This window comes from Selenomonadales bacterium 4137-cl, assembly GCA_032334055.1.
GTDB lineage: Bacteria > Bacillota > Negativicutes > Sporomusales > UBA7701 > Anaeroselena > Anaeroselena agilis.
In genome coordinates this window covers 1,779,646-1,803,309 of record JAUOZS010000001.1, presented here as the reverse complement: position 1 = coordinate 1,803,309, position 23,664 = coordinate 1,779,646, and the positions used below count along the sequence as shown (strand labels likewise).

Annotated in this window: 20 protein-coding genes and 1 riboswitch; of the genes, 16 read left to right on the top strand and 4 right to left on the bottom strand. The window is 61.2% G+C overall.

Annotated elements, in window-relative coordinates:
- Nucleotides 1–88: 88 nt before the first annotated feature.
- The 4 genes from Q4T40_09560 to Q4T40_09545 all read left to right on the top strand — a co-directional run bounded on the left by Q4T40_09560 (nucleotide 89) and on the right by Q4T40_09545 (nucleotide 2,459).
- A complete protein-coding gene (locus Q4T40_09560; protein MDT8901486.1) occupies nucleotides 89–775 on the top strand; it encodes a TVP38/TMEM64 family protein in 687 nt (228 codons plus the stop codon).
- A gap of 132 nt (nucleotides 776–907) precedes the next feature.
- Complete coding sequence (locus Q4T40_09555) at nucleotides 908–1,555, top strand: hypothetical protein (GenBank protein MDT8901485.1); 648 nt, start codon at nucleotides 908–910, stop codon at nucleotides 1,553–1,555.
- Between the two features lie 158 nt (nucleotides 1,556–1,713).
- Nucleotides 1,714–1,902: a 2-hydroxymuconate tautomerase gene (locus Q4T40_09550; protein ID MDT8901484.1), complete on the top strand. Its 189-nt coding sequence runs from the start codon at nucleotides 1,714–1,716 to the stop codon at nucleotides 1,900–1,902.
- A 59-nt stretch (nucleotides 1,903–1,961) separates the two neighbouring features.
- The gene (locus Q4T40_09545; GenBank protein ID MDT8901483.1) at nucleotides 1,962–2,459 is read left to right on the top strand and encodes a hypothetical protein; all 498 of its coding nucleotides are present in this window, start codon (nucleotides 1,962–1,964) and stop codon (nucleotides 2,457–2,459) included.
- A 5-nt stretch (nucleotides 2,460–2,464) separates the two neighbouring features.
- Here Q4T40_09545 and Q4T40_09540 read toward each other — a convergent pair whose 3' ends face one another.
- Nucleotides 2,465–2,752: a 4Fe-4S dicluster domain-containing protein gene (locus Q4T40_09540; GenBank protein MDT8901482.1), complete on the bottom strand. Its 288-nt coding sequence runs from the start codon at nucleotides 2,750–2,752 to the stop codon at nucleotides 2,465–2,467.
- Nucleotides 2,749–4,119, bottom strand: a complete 1,371-nt coding sequence (locus Q4T40_09535) for an FAD-dependent oxidoreductase (protein ID MDT8901481.1) — start codon at nucleotides 4,117–4,119, stop codon at nucleotides 2,749–2,751. Before Q4T40_09535 ends, Q4T40_09540 begins: the two co-directional genes overlap by 4 nt.
- Nucleotides 4,120–4,327: 208 nt before the next feature.
- Nucleotides 4,328–4,464, top strand: a riboswitch (cyclic di-AMP (ydaO/yuaA leader).
- A 7-nt stretch (nucleotides 4,465–4,471) separates the two neighbouring features.
- On the opposite strand from Q4T40_09535, the gene Q4T40_09530 reads away from it, so the two are divergent.
- Nucleotides 4,472–5,104 carry a 3D domain-containing protein gene (locus tag Q4T40_09530; GenBank protein ID MDT8901480.1) on the top strand — a complete coding sequence of 211 codons (633 nt, stop codon included), beginning with the start codon at nucleotides 4,472–4,474 and terminating at the stop codon, nucleotides 5,102–5,104.
- Between the two features lie 118 nt (nucleotides 5,105–5,222).
- Nucleotides 5,223–8,159 (top strand): N-6 DNA methylase, encoded by a 2,937-nt coding sequence (locus tag Q4T40_09525; protein ID MDT8901479.1) that lies wholly within the window; start codon nucleotides 5,223–5,225, stop codon nucleotides 8,157–8,159.
- A gap of 7 nt (nucleotides 8,160–8,166) precedes the next feature.
- Here Q4T40_09525 and Q4T40_09520 read toward each other — a convergent pair whose 3' ends face one another.
- The gene (locus Q4T40_09520; protein MDT8901478.1) at nucleotides 8,167–9,297 is read right to left on the bottom strand and encodes an amidohydrolase; all 1,131 of its coding nucleotides are present in this window, start codon (nucleotides 9,295–9,297) and stop codon (nucleotides 8,167–8,169) included.
- 181 nt (nucleotides 9,298–9,478) lie between these two features.
- On the opposite strand from Q4T40_09520, the gene guaB reads away from it, so the two are divergent.
- From guaB to Q4T40_09475, 9 genes are all read left to right on the top strand, one after another.
- Complete coding sequence (gene guaB / locus Q4T40_09515; protein ID MDT8901477.1) at nucleotides 9,479–10,936, top strand: IMP dehydrogenase; 1,458 nt, start codon at nucleotides 9,479–9,481, stop codon at nucleotides 10,934–10,936.
- A gap of 90 nt (nucleotides 10,937–11,026) precedes the next feature.
- A complete protein-coding gene (locus Q4T40_09510) occupies nucleotides 11,027–12,565 on the top strand; it encodes a sigma 54-interacting transcriptional regulator (GenBank protein MDT8901476.1) in 1,539 nt (512 codons plus the stop codon).
- 206 nt (nucleotides 12,566–12,771) lie between these two features.
- Entirely contained in the window at nucleotides 12,772–13,593 is an 822-nt protein-coding gene (locus Q4T40_09505) for a 3-keto-5-aminohexanoate cleavage protein (GenBank protein MDT8901475.1), read from the top strand.
- Between the two features lie 10 nt (nucleotides 13,594–13,603).
- Nucleotides 13,604–14,548 carry a 3-hydroxyacyl-CoA dehydrogenase family protein gene (locus Q4T40_09500; GenBank protein MDT8901474.1) on the top strand — a complete coding sequence of 315 codons (945 nt, stop codon included), beginning with the start codon at nucleotides 13,604–13,606 and terminating at the stop codon, nucleotides 14,546–14,548.
- Between the two features lie 37 nt (nucleotides 14,549–14,585).
- The gene (locus Q4T40_09495; protein ID MDT8901473.1) at nucleotides 14,586–15,929 is read left to right on the top strand and encodes a TIGR00366 family protein; all 1,344 of its coding nucleotides are present in this window, start codon (nucleotides 14,586–14,588) and stop codon (nucleotides 15,927–15,929) included.
- 106 nt (nucleotides 15,930–16,035) lie between these two features.
- Nucleotides 16,036–16,881, top strand: a complete 846-nt coding sequence (locus Q4T40_09490; protein MDT8901472.1) for a methyl-accepting chemotaxis protein — start codon at nucleotides 16,036–16,038, stop codon at nucleotides 16,879–16,881.
- A 121-nt stretch (nucleotides 16,882–17,002) separates the two neighbouring features.
- Entirely contained in the window at nucleotides 17,003–17,371 is a 369-nt protein-coding gene (locus Q4T40_09485; GenBank protein MDT8901471.1) for a DUF3870 domain-containing protein, read from the top strand.
- Between the two features lie 155 nt (nucleotides 17,372–17,526).
- Nucleotides 17,527–19,128: a D-aminoacylase gene (locus Q4T40_09480; GenBank protein ID MDT8901470.1), complete on the top strand. Its 1,602-nt coding sequence runs from the start codon at nucleotides 17,527–17,529 to the stop codon at nucleotides 19,126–19,128.
- Between the two features lie 35 nt (nucleotides 19,129–19,163).
- On the top strand, nucleotides 19,164–20,477 hold the full coding sequence (locus tag Q4T40_09475) for a Na+/H+ antiporter NhaC family protein (protein MDT8901469.1): 1,314 nt from the start codon (nucleotides 19,164–19,166) through the stop codon (nucleotides 20,475–20,477).
- Between the two features lie 79 nt (nucleotides 20,478–20,556).
- Here Q4T40_09475 and Q4T40_09470 read toward each other — a convergent pair whose 3' ends face one another.
- Entirely contained in the window at nucleotides 20,557–21,471 is a 915-nt protein-coding gene (locus Q4T40_09470) for a polysaccharide deacetylase family protein (GenBank protein ID MDT8901468.1), read from the bottom strand.
- 120 nt (nucleotides 21,472–21,591) lie between these two features.
- Here Q4T40_09470 and Q4T40_09465 point away from each other — a divergent pair, with 120 nt between their 5' ends.
- Complete coding sequence (locus Q4T40_09465) at nucleotides 21,592–23,625, top strand: PBP1A family penicillin-binding protein (protein ID MDT8901467.1); 2,034 nt, start codon at nucleotides 21,592–21,594, stop codon at nucleotides 23,623–23,625.
- The last annotated feature ends 39 nt before the right edge of the window (nucleotides 23,626–23,664 follow it).

Here is a 23,664-nt window from a genome sequence, read left to right as displayed (position 1 = left end):
GTGCTGTTTTTCTTTTATGGTTGCCTTTTGGGGGCGATTCTAGTATGCTTATTGCGGAATACGATTATTTTTTTCAGGGACGAGACAGATGGGCAAAATTTTGGGTTGGCTGTTTATAATCGCCGCCGGCGCTTTGTTCTATTGGTGGCAGCCGGATATCGTTCAACATGCCTACGGAATCATCAGGAAGGGCGACATCGCCGCCCTGGCCGAGTATCTCCACTCTTTCGGGGCCTGGGGAGTGGCGGTGACCATTGGCCTGTTTGTGGTGATGACCTTTACGATCGTTTTTCCGTTCATGATCCTGTCGGGCGCGGCGGGCATCGTTTACGGCCTGGCGTGGGGCACGCTCATTTCCTGGTCGGGCGAGGTTATCGGCGCGATTATCATGTTCGTTTTCGCCCGCTTTTTTTTCCGGCAGGCGGTGGAGCGGTGGATTGCCCACAGTCCGTATCTCAAGCAGGTGGACGATTACAGTGCGGCGAACGGCTTCAAGGCGCTGCTGATCGCTCGGCTGCTGCCGCTGGCGCCGTCGGGAATAATAACCGCGGTGGCGGCTGTGAGCCGTATATCGGCGCGGGATTTTTTCTGGGCTACTTTTATCGGCAAACTGCCGCCGGTGATCGTGAAGGTTTTGCTGGGCCACGATATCGTGTTCGCCGGTGAAAATCTGACCCGCCTGGTGGCGGTCGTGGCGCTGGTGGTGGCGTTGTACGGCTGGCTGTGGTGGCGGCGGCGCGGTCCGAGGAAGGACGGGCAGCCGGAACGGGAGTGACAACGGTCTTTTTGCGGGACCGTTTATTTTTTTTGGCCGGTCGTCGGGAACCGCAATTGAGCGTGAAAGTAACATCTTTTACAAAGTTTCCATAAGATAAATATAGGAAAGTGTAAAAGGAGGCTTTTGCGTATGGATACTCCGCTGCATTGTTACTGCAACCGTGAGTTGGTCGCAGAATTGCGCGGCCTTAGGGACCGCAATGTGTTGCTGCTGCTTATCGACGGATCCGCCGTATTCGGCCGCCTTGGCAGGCTGGAGGACCGTATTATCACCGTACTGCCGGCGGTCGGCATCGTGGGGGTGACGGCGGTGAGGTTCCGGCCGCCAAACCCGACTCTGCCGGGAGTGGATATTCTCGTGAGCGAGTTTATGGTGGATGTTTGCAATATTGCGGTCGCTGTCGAGGGGCCGTTCATTTTTCCGCCGATCAGCGAAACCGGCAAACTGGCGTCAGGCGGCAAGTACGGCGGCCAGCAGGTGAAGACGGGCAAGGGGATGATCCGCCAGCAGAGCGAGCTGATCGAAGAGCTTGAGGAGTTGGAGGGGCAGAATGCCGGTGTCGTTATCGTTGGCGGCTGGGTGATCGGCGGCCAGCTTGGCGAGGTTTTCCACTGCGTCGCTTTGTTTGGACCGGGGACCACGGCTTCGCCGCTCCTGATCACCATCGGGGCGCTGAACGTGTTCGGCCCGGCGCTTGTCGGCGGCGTTCAGCCAATGGTGGGGACGTTCCGCGCCTGGGTCAATCTCCTGGCCCTGACCGGAGTGCTGCTGCCTTAAAGTTACACAGCCGACCGCCGGCGATCAGCCGGCGGTTTTTGTTGCCCGGGCAGGGTCTCGCCGGATGGATTTTGTTGCCTGTCGGCAGAGTGTGAGCAGGGATAATACGGGCTGCGGCGAATTAAACTAATTAAAATTAGTGGGGAGGATACGAATATATGCCGATTGTGCAGATTGACTGGGTCGAAGGCCGCAGCGTGGAACAGAAGCGTGAATTGGCCGAAAAGGTAACCGCGGCCGTCTGTGAGGCCGGAAAGTGCCCGCCTGAGGCTGTTACGATCATTATCCGCGATCAGGCGAAGACGAATATCGCCAAAGCTGGCGTGTTGATGGCCGATAGGAAGTAACAATGCTGACAGCCCGGTCCGCCACCGCGGACCGGGCTGTTTTGACGGAGGGAAGGCAGATGAAGGTTTTTCAGTTCGCCGCCGTTCTTGAGGCGCAGATCCGCCAGGAGGTGGAACTGGTGATGGCTCAGTCGACGCCTGAGCTGCAGGCGGCGGTGACCGCTGTGGGCACGTTCCAGGCGGGGATCGAACTGCTGGTCGATCGCGCCCAGTATGTGGACGTGGACAGCGGCCGTTATCCGGAGGTGAACGCCGCCGGGCTTTTGGGGCCGGACAGCGTCTGGCAGGAGGCCTTGGCCGGGCTGGGGACGTCCAGGGAGTCGACGGTCGTCGGGCTCGCGTCGTTGTGGTTTTTGATCGTGCTGACGGAAAAGTCGGGGCAGTATTATCAGCAGGCGGCGCTTAACAGCGCCCATCCGGCGACCAGGCTGTTTTTCAGCTCAATGGCCGAGGTGAAGGGGATGCTGCGGCGTCGCCTTGACGGTCTGCTGCGCCAGCTTTACAACGCGGCCTGGACGGAGGTGGGGTTCGCACCGTTCGTTTTAGGGAAGGATTGAACGTGCTAGCCCTGGTGGAATACCACGCCGTACCCGCCGCGGGGGTATGAGAATTCGATCGCGCCCTGCGGGCAGGCCAGCCGGCAGGCGCCGCATTCGACGCATTGCTTGTAGCGGACGAGGACCGGGTGTCCGGGGTGGTTGTCCCACGCGAAGACGCCCGCCGGGCAGACGCGCAGGCAGTTTTTGTCCGGGCAGCGCCGGCATTCTTCCTGATCGGCGATGACGATGTGCTGCCAGTCGTCGTCGGGGCGGAATTCGATGAGGGACACTTTGGCGGCGGTGCTGGTCATCCTTTTACCACCTTGAGGACCTGCCAGAGGTCGGCGGCTATCTTGCCAACGGGTTGGAGGCTGGTGACTTTGTGCCAGATGAATTTGCGCTTGGCATTCATGGGCATGGGATAGGCACGGGCCATTTGGTAAGCGGCCTCGTTGGCCATGCGGCTGTAGAGGTCGAAGAGGTAGGGTCTGTCGCGCTGGAGGGCGGCGGCTTTGGCATTGGCGCGCATGTTCTGGAGGATAAAGCTTTCGTCCAGGAGGGTGCGGTAGAGTGAAAGCTTGCGGGCTGAGAAGTCGCGGCTTTTTTTCGCTTCAAAGGCTGCTTTGGCGGCGTAGAAGCCAGACCACATGGCGAGGTTGATGCCCTGGGTGCCGTTGACAAGCGAGGCGGCGTCGCCGGCGATGAGGAGACCTGGATGGACAAGGGGTGGAATGGCGTGGTAGCCGCCTTCGGGGATCATGGCGGCGCCGTATTCGGCGGTTACGCCCCCGGCCAGGAGAGGCTGGATGCGGGGGTGTTTTTTTATGCGCTCAAGGAGGTCGCCGGGGCCGAAGCCACCGGCGGCGAAGTCGCTGACGGACATGCCGGCGTTGATGTTGACGCCGTCGCGGAAGAGGTGGATTGATCCGGTGCCGTTAAAGCCGGCGGTGGGGTAGCCGATGAGGCCGATGGCGGCGCCCTGGCCGGGCGGGAGGTTGAAGCGCTCCTCGATGGTTTCGGGGGGGAGGGCGATGGTTTCTTTGGCGTACAGGGAGAGGTTTTTTGCCGTTACGCTGGAGTTGAGGCCGGCCCGTTCGGCGAGGAGGGAGTTGGCGCCGTCGGCGAGGATGACGATGTCGGCGAGAAAGGTCGTGTTCTGGGGCGGGGACACATGGACGCCTACGGTCCGGCCGTGGTCGAGGAGGACGTCGTCGACCGTGTGGCCGAGCAGGAGGGTAGCGCCAGCGGATACCGCCTTGGCGGCCAGCCACGAGTAGAAGTTTTTGCGTTTCACGGACAGGCGGTTGTACGGGGCAGCGGCCAGGCGCCCGCTGGTGAAGCCGGCGGTGACGGCCGAATCGTCGTTGAGCCACCAGTAGTCGAGGCGGGTGACGATGCGCTCGTAACGGCACTCTTCCCAGAAGTTGGGAAAGAGTTCGTGGATTTGTTCGGCGATGACGGCCGCACCGCCGCATGTCTTGGCGCCGGGGAAGGGGCCGCGTTCGAGGAGCAGGACATCAAGGCCGTCGCGGGCCATGAAGCATGCGGCACTGGCGCCGGACGGCCCGGCGCCGACGACGATGGCGTCGTATTTTCGCGGGGCGGCGGCGGTGCTCGCGGCTTGTGTGCGCGGTGGCAGTTTATGCGGTTTTTTTGTTTTGAACCATTCGTTGAGCATGCGCTGTTACCCGACCCGTCGTTATGCTGCCGGCGGTTGCTATTTTGCCGGCGCTGTTCTAGTTTTAGCACCGGAGGGGGGATTCATCCGCCGGCGGCCGTATAGCGTCTTATCGGCGAGGATGGCGGTGCATACCGGGGACAGGCGGCGTTAACGGTCCGGCAGGGCGGCCGGCCGGGCTTGTCCTGTGCGGGTTGATCGTGTATCATTATGGCCTGTGCCAAGTTTCCCGATCGGGAAAGTGGGGGAACCAAGCAATTGGGGTGAATCCGCCAACAGGCGGTAGGGTCTTACCTTTTCATCCGAACCCGTCAGCTAACCCCGCAGGCACGATAGAAAGGGGTGTTTTAAAATGAAAAACATCAACAAGATTATTGTATGTACCTTCACCATGTTCACTTTGGCTTTGGGCGCGGCTACGCCGCTGGCGTGGGCGGCTTTGGGCGAGCGCGAGCTTGCCCCGGGCACCCAGGGAGATGACGTGCGTCAGCTTCAGGCCGCTCTGGCCGAGAAAGGCTTCGGCACCGGCGACCGGGACGGCGTGTACGGCAGCCGTACCGCCGCGGCGGTTCAAAAGCTGGAAAAATCGCTTGCTATCGAGGCCGACGGCGTTGCCGATCTGGGCGTCATCACGGCGCTGACCGGTAAGAGCGCGGCGGTAAAGCAGGGCGCGGCGCCTGACAGCCATAAGCGTGCGCTTGACATCGTCGCGACGGCGTACGCGTCCGGCCCGCACGATAACGGCAAGTGGGGCAGCCTGACTCACCTGGGCACCCGGGTCCGTCCCGGCATTATCGCCGTCGACCCGCGGGTTATCCCCCTCGGCGCACGGGTGTATATCGAGTTCGCCGACGGCCGCGGCGTATACGCGACCGCCGAGGATACCGGTGGCGCCATCAAGGGCAACCGCATCGACATCGCCATGGGGTCGGTCGACGAAGCATATGAGTTCGGCATGCAGAAGGTAAAGGTGTACGTGCTGTAAGCGCAGCGGCTGGAAAGGCTCGGGAGTAATCCCGGGCCTTTTTTGGCGTCCGGCCATGGTAGGAGTTTGCCTCCGGGCCGGCGAAGCAATGGATATTATTGGCCGTTTGGGGGCTGCTATGGATAACGGGGCGCGGAAAAAACTGCGGGAAACGGTTACTCTGCTGCGGCGGATGCTGGAGGACGGGACGGGCGAAGCGGCCGGGGCTGAGGCGTGGCACGCCGGGATGACGCTGGCTCTGGAGGCTGCGATGGCCGCGCGGGGGGTGGCGGGTCCGGCGCCGGCTTTTTTCGGAGGAACGGCGGGAGTGCTGCCAGCGGCGGAGCAACGCGGCCGCGAGCTTCTGGCCGGCTGCGGGGAGCTATTGACCGCTCCGGCCGCGCTCGGGTGGCTGAACCAGTTCTGGCACAGCGGTGAGCGGGCAGGGCTGGCTGGCCGGACGCGCGGCGACCAGTGCGCGAAGATCGGCGCCGGGGCGCTGGTGCCCGCGACCCAGGTGTACAGCGAGCCATACATGGCGGCTTTCCTGGCGGAAAATTCCCTCGGTGCGCTGTGGCTCGCCGGGCGTCCGGACTCGGCGCTGGCGGCCGGGTGGCGCTATCGCGTCGGCTTGCCGGACGAGAGCAGGGGGCGGCCACGCCGGGCGAGGGAGCTGACGGTTTGCGACCCGGCCTGCGGTGCGGGTAATTTTCTGTTGGCGGCGTTCGATCTTTTATACGGGATGTATCGCGAGGAGGGGGCTGACGATCCGGCGGTGATCTGCGCGTCGATCGTGAACGGCAATCTTTTCGGAGCGGATATCGACAAGCGGGCGGTGGCGGTCGCCCGCGCGGTCCTGTGGCTGCGGGCAAAGGAGAGGGCGCCGGCTATCGAGCTTGCCGCGCTGCCGGGTTTGTACGCCAATGTCGTGGCGGCTGACGAGCGGGACGGCGGACTGGGGTCGTTGCTGACGGCGGCGGACGCCGCAGGGGCGCTCGGCCGGCTGCTGGGCCGCCGCTACGCGGTGGTGCTGACTAATCCGCCTTATTTGGACAAGCGCGATTACGCCTCAACGGTCCGGGCGTATCTGCGGCGGCATTACCCCGTCGCCGCCGGCAATCTTTACGCGGCTTTCATTACGCGTTGCCTGGCGCTGGCGGAGGAGTGCGTGGCGATGGTTACGCCGCAGTCTTTTCTTTACCTCCAAAGTTACGCGAAGTTGCGCGGCGAAGTTTTCGGCCAGGCGGCGATTCGCACGTTGGCCCACCTGGGGCTGGGGGCCTTCGCCGATGCGGTGGTGGATGCGGCGCTGTTCGTGCTGGCCGTAAACGGGGCCGCAGCCGAAAAAGGCGTTTATATCAAGCTGTTGGCGGCGCCGCGAAAGGCCGAGGCGCTGGCGGAGGCGGTGCGGGGGCATAACGCCGGCGAGCGCCGGCCGGAGGTGTTCGTTCGCACGGTTGCCGAGGCGACCGCCTTGCCCGGGAGGCCGTTGGCCTACTGGCTGGGGGACGGGCTGCGGGCGGCGCTGACGGAAGCGCGGCCGCTAAAGGAGGCCGCCGATGTCGTGCTGGGGATGAAGACGGCGGACAACGCGCGGTTCGTACGACGCTGGTGGGAGATTTGGGGCCCGGACGGCGCGGCGGACGGGTGGGTACCGTACGAAAAGGAGGCGAGCGGGTTCCGCTACGCGCGCCGGGCGGCTCATTACGTGCGCTGGACGGAGGGCGCGCGGCGATATTACGGGAGCTATTATTCCGCTCAGCTTCCCAACACGAAGTACTGGTTCCGTGAGGGGCTGGCGTACGGACTGGTGAGCAGCAAGGCTTTCACGGCCAAGCTGCTGCCGGCCGGCTGCATGACCGATATGGCCGCCAGCTGCGTTTTCGCTCACGACCCGCAGGAAACGCCTTTTCTGCTCGGCCTTCTTAACGCCAAGCTCTGTCAGGGGCTGCTGAAGGTGTTCAACCCGACGGTCAATTATCAGCCTGTCGATCTCCAGCGACTGCCTTTGCCGGCCGTGTCGGCGACAACTCGGCAAGAGATCGGCCGGCTGGCGCTGGTGGCGGCGGCGGCGGCGGACGAACTGCGGACGCTGGAGCCGACCGACCGGGGTTACCGCTTCGCGCCGGCGGAGTTCCTGCCGCTCTCGGCCACGCTGGCGCAACGGGCGGTCCGGCTATGGCTGGCGGCCCTGAGGCAGGTGTTGGCCGCAGCCGCCGTCGACCGACTGCTGGCGGCTGCGTTAGCCCTGCCGCCGGCCGAGGCGGCGGCGCTGACTGAAGAGCTCGGAGGCTTTCCGGACGAGTGGCCGGCGCTGGCCGGGTACGAGACGCTGCCGCCGGAGCTGGCGGACGACAGGCTGCCGGGGCCGGCCAGTGTCCGCCAGTGCGGCGGCGAAGAACTGGCAGTCCTGAAAGAGCGACTGAGCCTTTTGTACCGGGAGGGTCCGAAGCGCGGCCAGTTGCCGGAGGAATTCTTCATAAAATTAGTGGCATTTATAAGATTGCATCCCCTAACAGTATATAATCTTTTATGTGAGGGGATCGTGGAGGAGGGCTGGCGGTGTCCGCCGCTGGAGAAGGAAATGGCGCTGGATTTCGTCAGCGCGGCGGTGCTGACGCTGCATGGCCATGCCTGGCCGGAGCAGGCGGCGGCCGCCGACCCCGGCATAATGGCCATCCCGGCGGTGCGGGCGGCGCTTGATGAACTTGTCGCGCAGAGGTGCGTTCCAGCCGGATTTGCCGCCGATTTCGCCGCCGTAACCGGCGTCGCACTCGACCGCTGGCTGGAGCGCGGGTTCTTTCCGCGTCATGTCGCCCAGTTCAAGCGCCGGCCGGTCGTGTGGCAGCTGGCGGACGGCCCGGACTCTTGGCTGATGCACTGGCGGTGCGCGGGCGAGTTTGTTGCGGGGCGCGGTTTGGAAGGTTATGCTCCTGAGGCCGACTGGGGGGGGCGGGTGTGTGTCGCTCCTTTGCAGGCGGCCGGTATGCTGGCCGCGCCGGTGTTGGCCGCGGGCGAGCTGGCCAGGGCGCTAGCGGACTGGCGGCGCTGCCTGGACGGGGAGTATATGTTGTAGGTGTTCGTCAACGGCCGTAAACCGGTTGGCCGTCGATGAACACCTGTTCTATTTTGGTGGCGACGGCGAAGGGGTCGCCGCCGAAGATGACGAGGTCGGCGTCTTTGCCTGCGTCGAGGCTGCCAACGCGGTCGGCGACGCCGATTATTTCCGCGGCGCTGAGGGTTATGGCCCGCAGGGCGGCGGCAGCCGGCAGCCCTTCGCGGATGGCGAGGGCGGCTTCGAGACGCAGGCCGCCGATCGGCAGGAAGGGATGGTCGGTGATGAGGGCTATTTTAACGCCGGCGGCGTGGAGGATGGCGGGCGTGCGGTAGGTGCGGTCGCGGAGCTCGACTTTGACGCGGGCGGTGATGGAGGGGCCGACGGCGGCGGGGACGCCGCGGGCGGCGATAAGGTCGGCGATTTTGTGGCCGGCGGTGGCGTGTTCGAGGGTCAGCCGCAGGTTGAATTCGGCGGCGATTCTGAGGGCGGTGGCGATGTCGTCGGCAGCGTGGGCGTGGGCTCTGAGGGGGATTTCGCCGTTTAATACCCGGGCGAGTGTTTCCAGCCGAAGATCACGCCCGGCTGGCGGCTTTTGCGCGTAGTCACGGGCGGCGACGAGGTTTTCGCGGATAAGGCCGGCGACGGTCATGCGAGTGGAGGGGGCTTTGCCTTTGCCGCCGTACATTTTGATGGGGTTTTCGCCGAAGGCGATTTTGACGCCTGCCGGCTGACGGAGAACCATGTCGTCGATGACGCGGCCGCGGGTTTTGATGGCGATGCTCTGGCCGCCGATGACGTTTTCGCTGCCGGGGGTGACGATGATGGAGGTAACGCCGCCGCCGACGGCGTCTTCCAATCCTTCGTCCTCGGGATTGACGGCGTCGAGGGCGCGTAGGTGGGGGCAGACCGGGTCGGCGGTTTCGTTTTTGTCGACATGGGCGTCCCCAACCCCTTCCTCGGCGATGCCAAGGTGGGTGTGGCAGTCGATGAGTCCAGGGGTGACGACTTTGCCGGCGGCTTCGAGGATGCGCGCGTCGGCAGGGATGGGAAGGTGCCGGTCGACGGCGACGATTTTGCCGTTGGCCAGCAGGATTACGGCGCCTTCCAGGGTGCCGCGACTGACGGTGTGAACAGTTGCGCCGCGGATTGCCAGCATTTTTGCACCTCCGGGTGAGCATGATAAGTTTAGTGTGGGACCGGAAAATAGTTTGTATCCGTGGCGCGAACGGCGGCGGGGAATTTTTCGCCGCAGGGGACAAAAAAGGTGGATTCGTCCGGTGAGTTATGGTATTATATTCAAAATACGTGTAGACAACCGCTGAAAGGAGTAATCCGCAATGTTCGACGACAAGTTCGGCCCGGAAGGCTTAACCTTCGACGATGTCCTCCTCGTTCCCAACCGCTCGGAGATTTTGCCCCGGGATGTCGATGTAGCAACCTATCTCACCAGGAATGTCAAACTTAATATCCCTATTATCAGCGCAGGCATGGACACGGTGACCGAGGCGCGCATGGCGATCGCCATGGCACGGGAAGGCGGCCTCGGTGTCATCCACAAGAATTTGTCCATTGAACGCCAGGCCAATGAGATCGACAAGGTCAAGCGATCGGAGCACGGCATCATCGTCGATCCGATTTTCCTGGCGCCGGACAACACTCTCCAGGACGCCCACGACCTTATGGAGCGTTACCGCATCTCCGGGGTGCCGATTACCGTCGAGGGCGGCCGGCTGGTCGGCATCCTCACCAACCGCGATCTTAGGTTCGAGACCGATCTGACCAGGAAAATTCAGGAGTGCATGACGCAGGAGAACCTGATCACCGCCCCGGTGGGCACGTCGCTGGAGGAGGCTAAGGAGCTGCTCCGCCAGCACCGCATCGAAAAGTTGCCGCTGGTGGACGCTCAGGGCTTTCTCAAGGGCCTTATCACCATCAAGGATATCGAGAAGGCGCAGAAGTACCCGAATTCGGCCAAGGACGCCAAGGGCCGCCTGCGGGTGGCGGCGGCCGTCGGGGTGGGTGAGGACATGCCCGACCGCGTGGTCGCGCTGGTGAAGGCGAAGGTGGATGTGCTGGTGGTCGATACCGCCCACGGCCATTCGCGCGGGGTGATCGAGGCTGTCAAGTATATCAAGAGCCATTATCCCGAGGTCGATTTAATGGCCGGCAACGTGGCGACCGGCGCCGCGACCCGCGATCTTATCGAGGCGGGGGCGGACGCGATTAAAGTGGGCATGGGTCCCGGCTCGATCTGCACGACCAGGGTTATCGCCGGCATCGGCGTGCCGCAGATCACGGCGGTGTATGATTGCGCCACGGCGGCACGGCCGCACGGCGTGCCGGTAATTGCCGACGGCGGCATCAAGTATTCGGGCGATATCACCAAGGCGATCGCCGCCGGGGCGAGCGTGGTCATGATCGGCAACTTGCTGGCCGGTACGGAAGAGAGCCCCGGGGAGACGATCATCTATCAGGGCCGCAGCTATAAGATCTACCGTGGCATGGGCTCCCTGGGCGCGATGGTCGAGGGCAGCAAGGACCGTTACTTCCAGGAGAATATGGAGAAATTGGTGCCTGAGGGGATCGAGGGCCGCATCCCGTACAAAGGGGCGGTGGCCGACACGCTGTACCAGATGGTGGGCGGCCTGCGGGCCGGGATGGGCTACTGCGGCGTGCAGAGTATCGAAGAACTCATCACCAAGACCCGCTTCGTGAGAGTTACCGGGGCCGGCCTGAAAGAGAGCCATCCCCACGACATCAGCATCACCAAGGAAGCCCCCAATTACAGCGTATAAACATAAGGCCGCCCCGCGGGGCGGCTTTCTTTTTTCCTGTTGTGCCGGCACGCTTCTTGCTTTATAGTGGGGGTAGAGGGGGGTGGCGATGTGGGCGGACGGGACAAGTTTACGGCCCAGGCGTTTCTGGAGGAGCTGATCGCCAGGGTCGCCGCCGGCGGCTGCGAACGGTGCGAGAGCGAACAAGTGGCAGCGGGATTGGGCAAGGTCCTCGAAGAGTTACGCCGCACGGCGGAGTTCGACTTCCGCGAGCTCGGCGACCATGTTTACGACGGCATCTACATCGCCGACGGAGCGGGTAAGACGCTGTACGTCAACAAAGCCTACACGCGGATAACCGGTATCGCGCCGGAGGAGGTCGTCGGCAGGTATGTGGAGGAATGCGAGGCTGCCGGCCTTTATAAAAATGCCGTGACCCCGGAGGTAATCAGACTGAAAAAGCGGGTCAACTCGGTGGGCGTGAGCCTGCGCAGCGGCCGAAAGATGCTAATAACCGGCATTCCGGTTTTTGACGCGGAGGAAAATGTCAAGAACGTTGTGGTTATTGACCGCGAGATAACCGACCTGCTGACGATGAAGGCCGAGCTGGACGCCTCGCAGGAAAAGATGAAGGCCGTCGAGGCTGACAAGGCCAAGAGTATCATGGAGATTGAGCATCTGCGGCGGCAGAACCTCAACATGAGTCTTATCGGCCGCAGCGAGGGAACGGCAAAGGTCATCGAGGCGATCCGCCAGGTGGCGCCCCTTGACGTCACCGTGCTGATCGCCGGCGAAACGGGGGTGGGTAAGGAGGTCGTCGCCAACGAGATTTATACGAACAGCCCGCGCAATAAAGGACCGTTCATAAAGGTGAACTGCGCGGCCATCCCCGCAAATCTGCTGGAAGCCGAGCTGTTCGGGTATGAGAAGGGCGCTTTCACCGGCGCGGCTGGCACCGGCAGGCTGGGGTTGTTCGAGCTTGCTGACAAGGGGACGCTGCTGCTCGACGAGATCGGCGATATGCCGCTGGAGCTGCAGTCGAAGCTGCTGCGGGTGATTCAACACAAGGAGATTACCAGGATCGGCGGCACGAGGCCGTTCAAGCTGGATGTCAGGATACTCGCGGCGACTAATTGCGATTTGCGGTCGCTGGTGACGCAGGGGCGGTTCAGGGAGGATCTTTATTACCGCCTGAACGTGTTTCCGATCGTCATCCCGCCGCTGCGGGCGCGAGCGGAGGACGTGGAACCGCTCGCCGAGCACTTTCTCGCGCTTTACAACGCGAAATACGGCAAGGTTACGGTCATCGAAGATGCGGGATTGGAAATAATGAAGCATTATTCTTGGCCGGGTAATATCCGCGAGCTGCAGAATATCGTCGAGCGGCTGGTGATCGTGGCCGAGCCGGCGGCGGTAATCGGCGGGGAACAGCTCGCCCCCCTGCTGAACGTTTATCCTGGCAGCGGCGAGCCGATGACCAGGGAAGCGGGCCTTAAAGAAATAGTGGCGAATATCGAAAAAAAGACGTTGGAAAGGGTGCTGGGCCTCTATGGCAGTACCCGTAAGGCTGCCAAGGTGCTGAAGGTCGATCAGTCGACGATTGTCAAGAAGGCGAAGAAATTCGGCCTGAAGCTGGGTGATGACAATTAGCATCACTTCTGATGCTAATTGTCATCACCTTCAATAGGGTTATTTTTCAGATATTTTGCATTATTCCCACCGGGAGGGCGATGAAAAATTTCATCGCCCTCCCGGTTTTTGTTTTCAACAAGGCCGGTGCAGCGCGGTTTGTGCTCTTGGCACGGTTGTTGCTATATGTTAGGGGCGAACCCAAATAATACTTCGAGGTGACAAGGATGCAAAAAGTGATCGTGACTGTCGCGCCTACCGGCGCCTGGCCCACAAAGGAGCACAACCCCAACGTTCCCATGACGCCGAAGGAAATCGCCGCCGACGTATACGAGTGCTGGAAGGCGGGGGCGGCTGTCGCCCACCTTCACATGCGCGACGACGAAGGCAAGGGGACGATGAGCAAGGAGAAATTTGCCGAAACGGTCGGTCTGATCCGCGAGAAGTGCGATATCGTCCTCAATCTTACTACGTCGGGCGACCTAAACGCCACCGACGAGACGCGGATGGCCCATCTTATCGAGCTGAAGCCGGAGATGGCGTCTTATGACGCCGGGTCGATGAACTGGATGCACAGCAGCCTGTTCATCAATCATCCCCAGTTTCTCGAAAAGCTGGGCAGGACGATGACCGAAATCGGGGTGAAGCCGGAAATCGAGGTTTTTGACGCCGGCATGCTGTACAACGCCGTGTATTACATGAAGAAGGGCGTAATAGCCTCGCCGGGTCATTACCAGTTCGTGTTGGGGGCGGCCGGCGGCACGGCGGCGACGGTGGAGAACCTGGTGTATCTCAAGAGCCTGCTTCCTTCCGGTTCGACCTGGTCCGCATTCGGCATCGGCGCCGGCCATATTCCCATCTTATACGCGGCGATCGCCCTCGGTGGTCATGTACGGGTGGGGATGGAGGACAACGTGCTTTATGCCAAGGACCGGCTGGCCAAGTCCAACGCCGAATTCGTGGAACGGGCCGTCCGCCTGATCAAGGAGGCCAACAAGGAAGTAGCGACAGCCGACGACGCAAGGACCATTCTCAATCTCAGAAAGTAGGTGGCCTGTTATGATAAGGAAAATCGGCGTCGTGGGCGCGGGAACGATGGGGCACGCTATCGCCGAGTCGTTTGCGCTTTACGGCTATGATGTGAATATGTTCGATACCGGCGAGCAAGTGTTGGCCAAGGCGAAGGAGCAGATCCGGCAAGAGCTTGAGCTGCTTGCCGAGGAGGAGTTCATCGCCGCGGCCGAGGTGGAGGCCACCCTCGACAGGATAAAGCCATGCACCGATCTTAAGGCGGCGGTTTCCGACCGCGATTACATCATCGAAGCTGCCCCCGAGATCATCGAACTCAAGCAGAAACTGTTCAAGCAGCTGGACGAATACTGCAAGCCTGAGGCCATTATCGCCAGCAACACTTCCAGCCTGGCGCTGAACGAAATGATGGCGTTCGTCGGCGAGGAACGCAAGAAACGGATGATGGTCTGCCACTGGTACAATCCCGGCCATCTGATGCCGATCGCCGAGCTGTCCTTTTTCGGCAATATGCCGGCGGAAATCTATCAGGAAGTCGAGGCTTTGTACAAGTCGATCAAGAAGCAGACGGTCAAGGTTCTCAAGGATGTGCCCGGGCTGGTGGCCAACCGCATCCAGCAGGGTGTCGCGAGGGAGGCGTTTTCGATCATCGAGCAGGGGATAGCCGAACCGGCCGACGTCGATAAGGCGCTCAAGTTTGGGCCGGCGTTCCGCTATGCCACCACGGGGCAACTGGAGGTGGCCGATTTCGGCGGCCTCGACATCTGGTGCGTGGTAGGCGATAACCTGCTGAAGGTGATGGATAACTCGCAGGAAGCCAACAGGCTGCTGCGTGAAAAAGTGAAGGAGGGGAAGCTGGGCATCAAGACGGGCGAGGGATTTTATACTTATAAGCAGGATGAGATTCCCGCGATCAGAAAGAAGTTTATGAAGAAACTTATTCATCAGTTGAAGGCTTCGGAATTTTATGTGTAATTCCCGGAATTTATAATGTTTAGGGAGGGCTGATTCTATGCTGTGGAGGATATCCAGGGCGTTCCAGTTCGCTGCCGACCGGTACATCCCCGATTCTTTCGTGTTCTGCGTCATTCTCACCTTGCTGGCTTTTGTCTTTGGCCTGGTGGTGAGCGACGGCGGACCTCTGAAGCTGGTGCTTGGCTGGTATAACGGCCTGTGGACGATGATCGGCTTCGCGTTCCAGATGTCGTTCATGGTCATCTGCTGCGGGGCGGCGGCCAAGGCGCCGCTGGTCGAGAGGTTTCTCGCCCGGGTGGCCAGGATGCCGAGTTCGGCGTCGGTGGCCATGGTGGTCATGCTTGTCTTCGGCTTTGTTTCCAGTTTGATCAACTGGGCATTTTCATCCATCCTCACGCCGATCTTCGCGATGCAGTTGTCGCGCAACGTCAAGGGCCTGCACTTCCCGCTGGCGATCGCGGCCGGTTACACCACCATGGTGCTTGGCCAGACCTGGTGCCCGAGTGCGAGTGTGTACGCCCTGGTGGCGACCAAGGGGCACTTCATGGAGAAAGCCATCGGCATCTGGACCCAGGATGTGACGGTTTACAACCCGATCAATACGGTGCTGTTTTTCGTGATGGTTGTCACGGTCATACTGCTGGGCGTATACACGAAGCCGCCTGCCAACGAATTGATAACCTATCAACCTAAAGAAGAGCCGGCCATCGCCGCAACTGTCGCCAGGGACGAGCAGGAAACGCTGGCAGACAAGATGAACAGCAGCCGCGTGCTGATGCTGCTCATCGGTTTGGCCGGACTGGCGGTCATCATTGACAGTTTTATGACCAAGGGCATAATTAAGTCGCTCAATTTCAACTTCGTTATCTTCATGTTCCTGACGTTGAACACTTTCCTTTACAACACCCCCAGCAAATTCGTTACCGCTTTCAAAGACATGATGCGTCCGGCGGCCGAAGTTATGCTGCAATTCCCGTTCTATGGCGGCATCATGGGCATGATGACCTCGTCCGGTCTCGCCAAGGTCATCGCCGGTCTGCTAATCAAGGTGGCGACCGCGGATACTATTTACGCGTGGTCGTTCTTCTCGGCGGCGTTCGCCAATCTGTTCATCCCGTCCCAGGGCGGCCAGTGGATCGTCCAGGGGCCGATCCTCATGGAGGCCGCGAAGGCTCTGAACGCCAACATCCCGCTGGTAATGAACGCTTTCGTCCACGGCGACGAGGTGACCAACCTCATCCAGCCGCTGTACGTCATCCCCGCTCTGGCGCTCGTGGGCATGAAGCTGAAGGAAGTCTGGGGTTTCATGGCCTTCATCTGCGTGTTCTGGCTGGTAATCGTCACCGCCGGTCTCCTAATCCTGCCGAAAATTATGATGTAGAAGTTCATCACGTTAGAAAGCCTGCCGTGAGGCAGGCTTTCTAACGGCTGGCGGCCGATGCGGCCGGCTGCGGCTGGCGCCCGGTCGGAAGGAGGAATAGGAAGCAATGGTTATGGCCGATGAAGAGTATTTGGCCCATTATCTGACAGTAGCGCCGATATTGACCGACCTGTTGCCCAACGATTTTTGCGTTGCTGTTACCGACAAGGAAAAGTATCTCGTGGCTAAGCCGAGCGCAAAAATAAATCTTAATATCACACCCGGCACTCCTTTGAAACCGGGAACGTCGGTGGCGAAGGCGGTGGCCGAGAACGGCCGGTTCGTGGTCCGGGGCGATAAATCCTTGTTTGGGGTGCCTTATATCGCCTATGCCTATCCAATTCGCAACAGCCAAGGGGAAGCTATCGGCGCGATTTCGGTGGCGGAACCGGTGGACAGGCAGGAACGCCTGAAAGAGATGGCGGATAAGCTGACCGACAGTATAAGCACTTTGGCGGGGACCGCGGAGGAAATATCGGCGCAGACGCAACAGATCGCCGATATCAGCGGGACGGTGGCCCAAACCGCTGCCGTGTCGGCCGCCCGGGTGAGGGAGACTGACGAGGTACTGCAGGTTATTAAGGATATTACGGCGCAAACCAATCTTCTGGGGCTCAACGCGGCAATCGAGGCGGCGAGAGTCGGGGAGCAGGGCCGCGGGTTCGGCGTGGTTGCGGAAGAGATCCGCAAGTTGGCGGCCACGAGCGGGAACTCCGTCAAGCGTATTGAGGGGATCATCCGCACGGTGCAGGCGGATAGCGAGGATAATTACCGCCAGATGCACGAGGTTAAGGAAGTTATTACCCAAGTGGCCGGCGCTATTACTCATGTTGCCAAAGAAACCGAGCAGATCGGCGAGTTGGCCGGCGAGCTTGACGGCATGGCTGAGTCGCTGCTGACGGCAGAGGTCTGAGTTTGCGGCAGACAATGTTTCCCCAGCCGTTCCTTCGGGGGCGGCTTTTTTTTATGCCGGGAAGGAGAAACGCGGCCGGCGGCGAATGGGTAGCATAATCTTCCGGAGGAGGGGCCGCGGTATGTATTCTCCCAATACCGTCTACATTATCGGTGACTCCAAATCGCAGATGAGTAATCCCATCACCCAGCAGTATGGTCGGTTCATGCTCGGTTTAGTGATCGACCGCGACACCGATGTTATCGAAAGCTGCGGCAGCTCCGTTATGATGAAGAGCACGTATGATTTTCTCGACAGTCTGTTCAAGGGGCGAAACATGCTCACTGACGGGGAGGCGATCCGCAGTGAGATCGAGAACCGCTATTTCGGGGCTTCGCAGAAGGCGATTATTGTGGCCTTCAAGGAGGCTCAGCGCCGCTACCGTCTTTATAAGCAAGGGCTGAGAGGCGATCACCTGACCCGGCAGGAAGATTTTCAGCGCAAGCGCTAAAGTGTTGACAGTTTCCGGTTTTTTTGCTAATTTATAGTTACAGTTCAATATTGACGCTGCTTCATTTGCCTTACGCAGGTGAAATCCAGCAAGACAGCCATCTACCAATGGGGGTGGGCTTGTTTTGCTGGTTTTATTTTTTAGGAAAGCGGGGAATGGCTGTGAATTATCTTTTGAAAGACGGTTTGGTTTTGGACGGTAGCGGACGTGCGGGCGCGAGGGCCGATGTGCTGTTGGCGGAGGGGAAGATTGTCGCGATGGGGCCGCAGCTTTCGGCCGCCGGCGCTAAGGTCATTGACGCCGACGGCCTGGTTGTGGCCCCAGGCTTTATAGACAGTCATACTCACAGTGATCGTACGGTTTTCCACGCGCCGCTCGGCCCTAGCAAGGTGATGCAGGGCGTGACGACCGAGGTGATGGGCAACTGCGGTATCGGTCTCTTCCCTGTCGGCGCCGGGAGGCGCCGGCGCGAGCTGGAGACATACCTGGCGACGATGGAGGGGGAGTTGCCGCCGGGAGGGATCGATTGGGAAGATATGGACGGTTACGCCAGCGCAGTAGAAAGGATCGGGCCGGGGCGCAACCTTGCTCCCATGGTGGCGCACGGGGCTCTAAGAATAGCGGTAATGGGGTCAGACGACCGGGTGCCGACCGCGGCCGAAATGGATGAGATGAAAACGCTGCTATCAAGGTCGCTCAAGCAGGGAGCGTGGGGGATGTCGACGGGGTTAATCTATCCTCCCGGCAGTTTCGCGGCCACGGCGGAGCTTGCCGAACTGGCCGGCGTGCTGGCTGCTAACGGGGCGGTATACGCCAGCCATATCCGCGGCGAGAGCAAGACTTTGCCGGCGGCGGTGGAAGAAGCCGTGTCGATTGCCGCTTCCAGCGGAGCGCGGGTGTTGATCTCTCACCTCAAGGCCATCGGCCAGCCCTACTGGGGGCAGGGGCGGGCGGCGCTGGCCAGGCTCGATGAGGCCCGTTCCCAAGGGGTGGATGTGTGGGCGGATCAGTATCCTTACGAGGCCACGTCTACATCGCTGACCGCTCTACTGCCAGGCTGGGTGCAGGATGGCGGGACTGAGGCGATGCTTTGGCGGCTGGCTGACGCCGACCTTCATTCCCGTATCCGCCAGGCGGTTCGTGAGGAGATGACGGTACGGGGCGGGCCGGAGCGGGTCAGAATCGCTTCGTTGCGGACCGGGGCAAACGGGAAGTATGTCGGCCGGTCGATTGCCGAACTGGCCTGGGACCGCCTGCTGGCTCCCGAGGATGCGGTGGTGGCTCTGCTTAAGGAGGAAGGCGGCGCGGTTGAGGCGATTTATTTTTCGCTCAGCAGCGAAGACCTGGAAGGCATAATAGTCAGTGATTTCGTGGCGGTGGGCAGCGACGGCAGCGGTCTGGACCCCGCCAAGGACGGCGGAAAGATGGTTCACCCCCGCAATTACGGCACTTTCCCGCGGGTGTTGGGACGCTATGTTCGCGAGCAGGGTCTGCTGTCTCTCGAAGCGGCGGTGCGCAAGATGACGGCTTTACCGGCGGCTATTTTCGGCATCCGCGGCCGGGGTCTGTTGCAGCCGGGGTATAACGCGGATATCGTGGCATTTGACCCCGGGCGCATTCGCGACCGGGCTGACTTCGCCGATCCCCACCGCTATCCCGAGGGGATTGAGCATGTGTTTGTCAACGGCGTGCCGGCGGTCGCCGCCGGGCGGCTGACCGGGGACGGGCGGGGGGAGGTGCTGCGCAGGCGGGGATAATCGGGGAGGCCAAATTAATATAAGGAGGGAAGCCAATGGCTGATGGGAGCTTCAATTTGTGGTGGGGCCTGGTAGGCCTGATCCCGCTTCTGGTTTACATGGTGCTGGTGCTGCGGGAGATGGACCCGTTGCCGGCAACGGTGATCTGCGTGGTGATCGGCGCGGTTATCAACGCCAAAAGCCTGGTAGGCGTGGGGGCGGATCTATCGAAGGCGATGGGCTCTTTCCTCGGGCTGGTCGGCCTCATCATCATGCTGGGACGAGGTCTGGGGGAGATATTATCCGAGACAAAGGTCGCCCATACCCTGGTTTATAAAATCATGTACGGCATCGGTGTTAATTCGCAGCGCAAGGCGGCGTTGGGAATAATGCTCGCGTCGCTGGTCATCGTCGGCCTGCTGGGAACTATGGCCGGCGGGATCGCCATTATCGCGCCGATCGTAAATCCGATCGCGGCGGCGGTGGGGTTGTCGCCGGCGATGGTGGCGGTGATGTATCAGAGCGTGGGCGAGGAAGCTTTGACGCTGGGGCCGTTTACGCCGCCGGTGGTGACGCTGCTCGGCCTGACCAAGCTTGACTACGGCACGATGCTTGTCACCGCCGCAATCCCGGTCGCCGTTGTGACGATGATTGCCGCATGGGTGATGATGTGGCGCATCCAGCGCGATACTGCCGAGAAGTCGCCGTACGACGACACGATAAAGTCCAGCAGCGCTGGGTTTACTCCCACCGAAACCAGCCGCCGGGCCACGAATGTTTTCATCTGGCTTTTCATTGCCCTTATCGCCTATGGTATTTTCATCAAGGCGGCGACGCCGTACGTTATTTCCGTGATGCTGATCCTGGCGTTCGTGGTGGGGTTCGTCGGCAAGATGAAGTTCGATGATATTTGCCGCGGCGTCGTTCGGGGCATGGCCGGCAATGTCGGTCTTTTCCTGCTGTTTATCCTTCTTGAGCTGCTGATAAAATACGTGGAGCATGCCGGCGGTTTTAAGGCGATAACGTATCTGCTCATGCCGCTTATCCAGATCGGCGGCAAGACGGCGGTTGTCATCGCCGGCGGCGCCATCGGCGCCTTCGGGATTTCGGGGGCGGTGGTGGCCGAGTTGATGACGCTCCACAAGATGTTTGTTTCGCTGGTAGGGCAGTACGGGGTTTCGATGATCGCCTGGACGGTGGCGCTGATTGTGGCGACGCGGGTTACGAATTTCATTATTCCGGGGAGCAACATGGTCGCCATGATGGGCTTCGCGCAGTCTAAGGACCTCGGGTCGATGATCCGCAACGGCTGGGCGGTGGCGATCGCTCAGACTGGGTTGTTGATTATCTACGCGCTATTTGTTGCGTAAGTTATTTTTTATAAGCTATTTTAATAGGAAAAAACGCGTTAAAAACCGCCCCGGAATTTTTCCGGGGCGGTTTTCTGCGTTACCAGGCCGGCGGGGTTTCGAGATTTACCACCCTGAATTCGAAGTTGCGGTCTTTAAAGTATTTTATGATGGCGGGAAGGGCGCGGGCGGTTTCTTCGTGGCCGCGGCCGTCGTGCATGAGGACGATGGCGTGGCTCCAGAGGTATTTGCCGTCGTCCATTTGCCGGACGACGGTGGCGGCGATCTCGGCGCCGTTTGCCCGGGAGGCGTCTTCGGCGCTGACGTTCCAGCCGATATCGCGGTAGCCTTCGGTGGCGAGGGCCGACCAGTAAGCGTCGGTGAAGCTGCCGGCTGAGCCGCCGGGAGCGCGCGATATCCGGGGCCGGACGCCGAGATGCTTCATAAGGATGTCGTCGGTGCGGCGGAGCTGGGCTGTATAGGCGGCCGGCGAGCGGTAGAGGTCGCGGTAGACGTGGTTGTAGGAGTGGTTTCCGATGGCGTGGCCGTCGCGGTATATCTGGCGAAGGAGGTCAGGGGACTTTTCCGCCTCGAGGCCAACGACGAAGAAGGTGGCGGGGACGCCGGCCTGACGTAGGATGCGCAGAACGTCGGGGGTTACGTCGGGGTCTGGGCCGTCGTCAAAGGTTAGATAGACGGTGCGTTCGCCGTAGTAGGGAACGGCTGCCGGCAGTTCGGTGGGGAGGTTTGACGCGCGCCGCCGGTTGACGGTAAGGGTGTCGTACAAGGGGCCGCCGGGCGGGGCGGGGACAAAGCCGTCCGCCGCGGCACGGGTAGCTGGCTTGGCAGGCTTGGTCGGCTTGGCGTCCGGTGCTGGCGTAAGGGCGGATTTTTGCACGGGAGCCGGCGGCGGGCGGTGAAAGGCGAGCAGGGCGGGGGGGCCGCAGAGGAGGAGCAGCAGGAGGATAACGGCGCCGTAGCAGGCGGTGCGCAGGAGGGCGGTAGTTTTGGTCATGGCAGTTTCCTTACGACAATGTAGTTTATTATGTAGTTTTCGCGCTATCGGTGACGATTCCTGCCGCGCAATTAGCTGTTAAGCTCTGGGGCATACTAACGGTAAAGGAGTGATGAAGGCATGAACGATCATGGCCGCCGGCGCCGCGGGCTATTTGCGGTCTGGCGGGAGTATGCCGTCGACGCCTTGATCGTGGCGTCAGCGATGGTGCTATTTTCAGCGGCTGGCTGTGCCTTTTTTTCCTTGCCGCGCACCGATAATCTGGAGAATCTGACAATGAAGGCGGCGACGCAGGTTTTCGATGTCAAAGGGCAGCCGATCGCGAAATTGTTCGAGGAGAACCGGATAGTGGTGACGTTGGGCAATGTTTCCCAATATGTGCCGCAGGCGATCGTCGCTAATGAGGATATCCGCTTTTATCATCATCTCGGCGTCGACCCGATCGGTATTTTGCGGGCGGTCTGGGTCAATCTTCGCTACGGCGGGTTGGTGGAGGGGGGCAGTACGATCACGCAGCAATTGGCGCGGGAGATGTTTCTGACCCAGGAGAAGACGCTAAGTCGCAAGCTCAACGAAGCGCTGCTGGCGCTGATAATCGAACGGAAGTTTTCCAAGGAGGAGATCCTCCAGGCGTATCTTAATCAGGTTTATTTCGGCGAGGGCGCTTATGGCGTCGAAGCGGCGTCACAGGTGTATTTCGGTAAACACGCGGCCGAACTTTCGTTGTCTGAGAGCGCGCTGGTGGCCGGGCTGCCCCGGGGGCCGGGTATTTTCTCGCCGTACGCCGATATGCGGGCGGCGCTCAAGCGCCGGGGCACGGTGCTGCAGGGGATGGCAAACGCCGGCTATATCAGCCAGGAGCAGGCCGAAGCAGCCCAGCGCGAGCCAATCGTCCTGGCAGGCAAGAAACGGCGGGTGGTGCAGGCTTCGTATTTTTTGGACTATGTCGCCAAGGAGCTTGTAGGGCGATATGGGGCCAATCGTGTCTATAAGGGGGGGCTGAAGGTCTATACGACGCTCGACATTAATCTGCAGCAGGCGGCGGAGGCGGTGCTGGGCAAGTTTCAGGGGGCGGTGCTGTCGCTCGATCCCAGGAACGGTTATATTCGGGCGATGGTGGGGGGGCGGAATTACGAGGAGAGCCAGATCAACCGCGTGACGGCAGAGGTTCGCCAGCCGGGGTCGGCCTTCAAGCCGTTCGTGTACGCAACCGCGTTGGGGCAGGGCCAGGCGGCCAATTCGATCATTATCGACGAGCGGATAAATTTCGGCGGTTATTCGCCCCAGAATTACGACAAAAAGTATCGCGGGCCGGTAACGATGAAGAAGGCCGTGCGCTGGTCGGTGAATGTGGCGGCGGTCAAGACGGGGCGGCAGGTGGGAATGGCGAACGTGCTTAATCTCGCCCGCAGCCTGGGGATCACGACGCTGGTGCCGGAGGATGATAACCTGGCGTCGGCATTGGGCGGGCTGACGCAGGGCGTGAGCCTGATGGAGCTTTGCACGGCCTATACGGCGTTCGCGAACGGGGGCGTCGTTTCACGCCCCGTGGCCGTGCTGAGGGTACTGGACGAGAACGACCAGGTACTGGAGGAATCGAGGGTGGTTCAGCAGTCGGTGTTGTCGCCCGAGGTGGCTTATATCATGACCGATATCCTGAAGGGGGTGTTGCAGGACGGTACGGCTACGCCGGCAAATCTCGGCCGGCCGGCAGCCGGTAAGACGGGGACGACCGACAATTACGAGACGGCCTGGTTCGTTGGCTATACGCCCGAACTGTTGACAGGGATTTTCATCGGCAACGACAACCGCACGCCGGTGGGTATTTCCGGGACGGAGGTTTCGGCTCTGTGGGGCCAGATGATGGTTAAGGCGGTGGAGGGGACGAAGGCGACCGATTTTCCCGTGCCGCCGGGGGTCGTAACGGGGGTGCCGGTGTGCGCCGATTCGGGCATGCTGGCCAGCGGCGGCTGCGAGGAGACGGAGTATAGCGCATTCGTCAGGGGCAGCGAGCCGACGGCTATCGATCCCCGCACCAGGCCGGGCCAGAAGCTGCCCGAGCGGGAAGGCCGTCCCGGGCAGGGCGGACAGAAGGAGCAGGAACGGAAGCCGGGCTGGAAGCTGCCTTCCTGGCTGCGATTGCCGGGATTTTGAGGTTGTGATAAAATAATGTGAGAAGCTGGAGCGGCTACT